This window comes from Frateuria sp. YIM B11624 (assembly GCF_049727805.1).
Taxonomy (GTDB): domain Bacteria; phylum Pseudomonadota; class Gammaproteobacteria; order Xanthomonadales; family Rhodanobacteraceae; genus Frateuria_A.
Map to the genome: position 1 here is coordinate 1 of NZ_JBCNYA010000058.1, position 6,294 is coordinate 6,294.

Consider the following 6,294-nt stretch of genomic DNA (forward strand, 5'->3'; position numbering starts at 1 on the left):
GTCCCACCCGATCCCATCCCGAACTCGGAAGTGAAACGCAGCCGCGCCGATGGTAGTGTGGCTTGTCCATGCAAGAGTAGGTCACCGCCAGGGGCTTTATCCTGGAAAACCCTCACCCGAAACGGTGGGGGTTTTTCTTTTTGGTGGCGGCGCCGGCGCCGATCATGAGAGCGCATTCAGGCGTGACTGCGAGGCATCAGCGTCGAAGCATTGCTTCTGCAATGACGCGCACAAGGAAACCTCGAGTTCGATGGCGGTCGTTTTCTCGTTGGCTCAAGCAGCCGTCGTCGCGCGAAGCGCGGTCCGCAGCGCTCTGGTCTTTCGGTATGCGGAAAGGCGCGAGGGAGCGCAGCAATCTGATTGAAGGCCAACCTTAATAGCCAACGAGCTGATCACGCTGACCGGATAGATCGCCCCGGTTTGGTCGAACGTGCGCCGCGAACCGAGATCGCCGTTCGGTAGCGTCGGCGTCACCGATTGCGTGGCCACCTTGGTTGCCGCTTGGCTGCAGCCTCGGTGGCCTACCATGGGCGATAGCGCTGCCGCGACTGATGTTGCTGTGCGTTGTGGCCGGCGGCGCGCAGCAGATGCGGCGCGCCGTCTAGGACCTTAGAGCGCGTAGCCGAACTGCTCGCGGAACGCTTCGGCGAACTCGTCGTAGGCGAAGCGCTGGTTCTGCGTGCCCGGGTGCTCCACCTTGAGGGCGCCCATCAGCGACGCCATGCGGCCGATCGTGGGCCAATCGTAGCCGCGCATGATGCCGAAGATCAGGCCTGCCCGGTACGCGTCGCCGCAACCGGTGGGATCGATGACCTGCCGCTCGCGGGCGGCGGGAATCTCGATGACCTGGCCGCCGGTGTGGATCAGCGATCCGCGTGGTCCGAGCGTCACGATGTACGCCTGCGTGCGGCTGGCGATCTCCTCGGCGCTCCAGCCGGTGCGCTGCTGCAGCAGTTGCGACTCGTAGTCGTTGACGATGACGTAGTTCGCCTTGCTGATCATTGAGCGGAACTCATCGCCGTTGAACAGCGGCATCGCCTGGCCCGGGTCGAAAATGAAAGGCACGCCTTTGGCGGCGAAGTCGTCGGTGTGCTGCAGCATCGCCTCGCGTCCGTCCGGCGCCACGATGCCGAATTCGGCGTCGGCCACGTCGCCCACGTGGTTGTGGTGCGAGCTGGACATGGCGCCCGGATGGAAGGCGGTGAGCTGGTTGTTGTCCAGGTCCGTGGTGATGAAGCACTGCGGGGTGAACTGGTCCTCGAACACGCGCACGCCTTCCAGGCGGATGCCGCAGCGGATCATGTGCTCGCGATAGGGCCCGAAGTCCTGCCCGACCGTCGCCATCGGCAGCGGGTCGCCACCGAGCAACTTGAGGTTGTAGGCGATGTTGCCCGCGCAACCGCCGAACTCGCGCCGCATCTGCGGCACGAGGAAGGAGACGTTAAGGATGTGGACCTTGTCCGGCAGGATGTGGTTCTTGAACTGGTCCGGGAACACCATGATGGTGTCGTAGGCCAGCGAACCGCAGATGACGGCTGACATGTCGAAGAAAACCCCGTTGAGCGACGCGGACGGCGAGTGGTCCGGCAAACCCTGCAATCGTAGCGCGACGCATCGCCCAAGGCGACAGGCGCTTGCACACCGGAGCGGCGATCGGGCTCAGGAAATGCGCGCATCATCGCGTTCTGCAAGGCTTTCTTAACTTCTTCGCGCTTGCGTGGGTAGGGGCCGCTCACTAGACTGACGCGCTTACTTTTCTCTTCTCCTGCCGGCGCGCCAGGCCTCATGTTCAAGAAGTTCCGCGGCATCTTCTCCAACGATATTTCCATCGACCTCGGTACCGCCAACACGCTGATCTACGTGCGTGGGCAGGGCATCATCCTCAACGAGCCGTCGGTGGTGGCGATCCGCCAGGATCGCGGCCCGGGCGGCCCGCGCACGGTGGCGGCGGTCGGTGGCGACGCCAAGCGCATGCTCGGCCGCACGCCGGGCAACATCGCCACGGTGCGCCCGATGAAGGACGGCGTCATCGCCGACTTCACCATGACCGAGGCGATGCTGCAGCACTTCATCAAGCAGGTGCACAAGTCGCGCATGCTGCGTCCGAGTCCGCGCGTGCTGGTCTGCGTGCCGTGTGGTTCGACCCAGGTCGAGCGCCGCGCCATCAAGGAATCCGCCGAAGGCGCGGGCGCCCGCGACGTGTTCCTGATCGAGGAGCCGATGGCCGCGGCGATCGGCGCCGGCATTCCGGTGCACGAGGCGCGCGGCGCGATGGTGCTGGACATCGGCGGCGGCACTTCCGAAGTCGCGGTGATCTCGCTCAACGGCATCGTCTACTCGCAGTCGGTGCGCGTGGGCGGCGACCGCTTCGACGAGGCGATCATCAACTACGTGCGCCGCAACCACGGCACGCTGATCGGCGAATCGACCGCCGAGCGCATCAAGCTCGAGATCGGCTGTGCCTTCCCGCAGGCCAACGTCAAGGAGATCGAGATCTCCGGCCGCAACCTGGCCGAGGGCGTGCCGCGCATGTTCACGATCAACTCCAACGAGGTGCTGGAAGCGCTGCACGAGCCGCTGTCGGGCATCGTGGCGGCGGTCAAGTCCGCGCTGGAGCAGACGCCGCCGGAGCTGTGCTCGGACGTGGCCGAACGCGGCATCGTGCTCACCGGCGGCGGTGCGCTGCTGCGCGACCTGGACCGGTTGATCTCCGAGGAGACCGGCCTGCACGTGCAGGTAGCCGACGATCCGCTCACCTGCGTGGCGCGCGGCGGCGGCAAGGCACTGGAATTGATCGACCAGCACGGCAGCGACTTCTTCGCTCCGGAGTGAATCGAGGCTTGCTCCGCGAGCCGGTCCGCCTGCCGACCGCAGGAGGGCCGATCCGGATGGCGGTGCCCGCGAGGGGGCGATGCGGGGGCGCGTTGCTGACATGAGATTGAGGCCTGCCTGGCCGCTCATCCGTGGCCCTCTCCGCGGTGGAAGGCGGCCGATCCGTTGTGCCGGGCCGCCTCGTTCTGCCACGCTTGACGGCGACCGCCTGCGTCGCTCCTCCCTTTTTTAGGTTCTCTCGATGGGCCAGGAATCCTCGCCCCTGTTCGCCGGCTCGACCGGCACCTTGCGGCTGATCGGCTACCTCGCGCTGGCGATGGTGCTGATGGTGCTCGACCACCGCAACGGCTGGATGTGGCGCATCCGCTACGGCGCCGCCGTCGCCGTCGAGCCGCTGTACCGGCTCGCGGGCCTGCCGGTGGAGGGCATGCGCACGCTTTCGGTGGCCTTTGCCGACCGCCAGCGGCTGACCGTGCAGAACCAGCGCCTGCGCGAGGACCTGCTGCTGGCCAACGCCAAGCTCAATCGCATGGCCGCGGTGGCGCAGCAGAACGAGCACCTGAAGGAACTGCTCGATACCCAGCGCAGCCTCGAGCTCAACGTGCAACTGGCCCGCGTGGTCGGCGTGGATCTGGGCGCGTATCGCCATCGCCTGTTGCTCAACGTGGGTGCGCGCGACGGGGTCAAGTCGGGACAACCGGTGATCGATGCGCGTGGCGTCATGGGCCAGGTGATCGAAACCCTGCCCACGACCTCGGTGGTGATGCTGATCACCGATCCCAACAACGCGCTGCCGGTGACCGTCGAGCGCACTGGCCTGCGCACCATCGCCTACGGCTCGCGCGACGGCGACCACCTGGTTCTGCCGACCATCCCGATGGCCGCCGACCTCCGCGAAGGCGATCGGCTGCTCACCTCCGGCCTGGGCGGGCGCTTCCCGCCGGGCTTCCCGGTCGGCGAGATCACCCGCGTGGCACCGGCGGCCACCGGCATGTTCCTGGAAGCGCAGGCGCAACCCAGCGCGGACATCAACCGCAGCGAGGACGTGCTGCTGCTGCACGACCAGGCCGAGCCGGTCGGTCCGCCCGAGCCGGTGCCGCCCGCGGGGCCGCCGGCGGATCTGGCGCCTGCCGGCGCCAGCCAGCAGGCACCCGCCGCACCGGCGCCGAAGGGCACGCCATGAACCGCCAGCGCCTGGGCCTGTGGTGGTTCGTCGGCACGCTGGTGGCTGCGCTGCTGTCGATGCTGGTGCCGCTACCGGACGTGCTCGAACCGTTCAAGCCATACTGGCCGGCGCTGGTGCTGCTGTACTGGTCGCTCGAAGCGGGCGACCGCGTGACGCTGGGGCTGGCCTTCACCATGGGCCTGGCAGCGGATCTGCTCGACGGCGTGCTGCTCGGCGAGCAGGCGCTGCGCCTGACCGCGCTGGTGTTCATCGCACTGCGTTTCCGTTCGCGGCTGCGCTTCTTCCCGATGTGGCAGCAGACCCTGGCGGTGCTGGCGCTGCTGGTCAACGACCGCATCCTGCTGACCATCGTGCGCGTGTTCGCCGGCGACGCGCTGCCGCCGGCAAGCTGGTGGATCTCGCCGTTCGTCGGCGCGGCACTGTGGCCGTTCGTGTTCCTGCTGCTGGACGACCTGCGCATGCGCCTGCGCCTGCAATGAGATGAAGAAGCGGCGTGCCCTGAAAGACCCGCGCGGCGAGGCGGCGCTGTTCCAGCGGCGCTCGCTGGTCGGTTTCGCCCTCATCGTGCTGGGCCTGATCGCGCTGTCCGGACGGTTCTTCTACCTGCAGGTGATGCACCACGACGAATTCGTGACCCGCTCGGAGAACAACCGCGTCAAGCCGAAGGTGATTCCGCCGGCGCGCGGCCTGATCTACGACCGCAACGGCGTGCTGCTGGCCGACAACGTGCCGGCGTTCCGCCTGGAGGTGGTGCCCGAGCAGGTACCGGACATGAAGGCGATGCTGGCGCAGATCGGCTCGGTGGTGCCGATGGACGAGGACGATCTCGCCGACTTCAGGAAACGCCTCAAGCAGAGCCGGCGCTTCGAGAGCGTGCCGCTGAAGATGCATCTGTCCGAGGACGACATCGCCCGCTTCGCGATCAACCGCTGGCGCTTCCCGGGCGTCGACGTGGTGCCCTACCTGACCCGGCACTACCCATACGGCGGCCTGTTCGCGCACGTGATCGGCTACGTCGGGCGCATCGATGCCGACGACCTCAAGCGGCTCGACCCCGACCGCTACCAGGGCACCAGCCACGTCGGCCGCAGCGGCATCGAACGCTCCTACGAGGACGTGCTGCACGGCACGCCCGGCTACGAACTGGTCGAGGTCAACGCCGACGGGCGCACCCAGCGCGTGCTGGAAACCCATCCGCCGATCCCGGGCAAGAACCTGTACTTGTCGATCGACGTGCGCATCCAGAAGGCCGCCATGGCCGCCTTCGACGGGCGTGCCGGCTCGGCGGTGGCGATCGACCCGCGCAACGGGCAGGTGCTGGCGATGGTCAGCGTGCCGAGCTTCGATCCCAACCTGTTCGTCAACGGCATCAGCAGCGCCGACTACAAGGCGCTGACCACGGCGCCGGACAAGCCGCTGTACAACCGCGCGCTGCGCGGCGTGTATCCGCCCGGCTCCACGGTCAAGCCGTTCCTGGCGCTGGGCGGCCTGGCCTACGGCGTGCGCAAGCCGGAGGACACCGTGCTGTCCACCGGCGAGTTCTGCTTGCCGGGGCAGTCGCGCTGCTATCGCGACGACAAGCGCGGCGGCGACGGCGTGGTCGACATGGTCAGGGCCATCGAGAAATCGACCAACACCTACTTCTACAAGCTGGCGCTGGATCTGGGCATCGACCGGCTGAGCGAGTGGATGGGCCGCTTCGGCTTCGGCAGCAAGACCGGCATCGACCTCGACGGCGAAGAGGACGGCATCCTGCCCTCGCGCGAGTGGAAGATGGAACACTCGCACCAGCCCTGGTATCCGGGCGAGACGATCATCGCCGGCATCGGCCAGGGTTACTGGGCGGTGACGCCGCTGCAACTGACGCATGCGCTGTCGATCCTGGCGGGCCACGGCATACCGCGCGCACCCAAGCTGGTGATGGCAACCCAGGACGGTGTCGACGCGCCCAAGGTGCCGCTGCCCAATCCGCCGACCGGGCCCTCGCTGGTCAGCGATCCGGCGCAGCTGGAAGTCATCAAGCAGGGCATGGAGGCGGTGGTGACCAGCGGCACGGGCGCCAAGCAGTTCATCGGCTTCCCGCTGGTGGTGGCCGGCAAGAGCGGCACCGCCGAGCGCTTCTCGCGCACCACCTCGGCCTACGACACCAACAAGAACAGCGCCTACCTCGCCAGCCGCCACCGCGCCTGGTTCGAGGCCTTCGCGCCGGCGGACGATCCGAAGATCTCGGTGGTCGCCATGCTCGAGGCCGGCGCCTGGGGCGCCGAGGCCTCCGG

At 67.6% G+C, this 6,294-nt stretch carries 5 protein-coding genes and 1 rRNA gene; 5 read left to right on the forward strand and 1 reads right to left on the reverse strand.

What is annotated here, in order from left to right; translation table 11 throughout:
* Positions 1–93 (forward strand): 5S ribosomal RNA (gene rrf / locus AAIL17_RS18090); the annotation flags it as partial.
* Positions 94–609: 516 nt separating this feature from the next.
* Here rrf and AAIL17_RS18095 read toward each other — a convergent pair.
* Positions 610–1,542 carry a carbohydrate kinase family protein gene (locus AAIL17_RS18095; RefSeq protein ID WP_424684223.1) on the reverse strand — a complete coding sequence of 311 codons (933 nt, stop codon included), beginning with the start codon at positions 1,540–1,542 and terminating at the stop codon, positions 610–612.
* A gap of 243 nt (positions 1,543–1,785) precedes the next feature.
* Here AAIL17_RS18095 and AAIL17_RS18100 point away from each other — a divergent pair, with 243 nt between their 5' ends.
* The 4 genes from AAIL17_RS18100 to mrdA form a co-directional block, all read left to right on the forward strand.
* Positions 1,786–2,832: a rod shape-determining protein gene (locus tag AAIL17_RS18100; protein WP_424684224.1), complete on the forward strand. Its 1,047-nt coding sequence runs from the start codon at positions 1,786–1,788 to the stop codon at positions 2,830–2,832.
* Between the two features lie 241 nt (positions 2,833–3,073).
* Positions 3,074–4,015: a rod shape-determining protein MreC gene (mreC, locus tag AAIL17_RS18105; protein ID WP_424684225.1), complete on the forward strand. Its 942-nt coding sequence runs from the start codon at positions 3,074–3,076 to the stop codon at positions 4,013–4,015.
* Entirely contained in the window at positions 4,012–4,497 is a 486-nt protein-coding gene (gene mreD, locus AAIL17_RS18110; protein WP_424684226.1) for a rod shape-determining protein MreD, read from the forward strand. The genes mreC and mreD overlap by 4 nt, the downstream gene beginning before the upstream one ends.
* 1 nt (position 4,498) lies before the next feature.
* A partial coding sequence (gene mrdA / locus AAIL17_RS18115; RefSeq protein WP_424684227.1) for a penicillin-binding protein 2 occupies positions 4,499–6,294 on the forward strand: 1,796 nt, incomplete at its 3' end.